Annotated in this window: 1 protein-coding gene; it reads left to right on the top strand. The window is 45.8% G+C overall.

Annotation, left to right across the window (positions count from 1 at the left end; translation table 11 throughout):
- A partial coding sequence (locus SB772_RS45255) for a hypothetical protein (RefSeq protein WP_410839183.1) occupies positions 1–238 on the top strand: 238 nt, incomplete at both ends.

The following is a 238-nucleotide window of genomic DNA, read 5'->3' as shown; positions in this document are numbered from 1 at the left end:
GAAAAGCGTATGTTGCAAGAGTCAGTGGATGCGTTGCTTGATAACGGTCGTCGCGGTCGTGCCATCACTGGTAGTAACAAACGTCCATTGAAATCTTTGGCAGATATGATCAAAGGTAAGCAAGGTCGTTTCCGTCAAAACTTACTTGGTAAGCGTGTCGATTACTCTGGTCGTTCGGTTATCGTTGTAGGTCCAACACTACGTCTACATCAGTGTGGTCTACCTAAGAAAATGGCAC

This window comes from Paraburkholderia sp. SIMBA_030 (assembly GCF_046535245.1).
In the GTDB taxonomy this organism is placed as follows: domain Bacteria; phylum Pseudomonadota; class Gammaproteobacteria; order Burkholderiales; family Burkholderiaceae; genus Paraburkholderia.
Note: the sequence above shows the minus strand (reverse complement) of the source record. Positions and strands in the feature narration are given on the sequence as shown.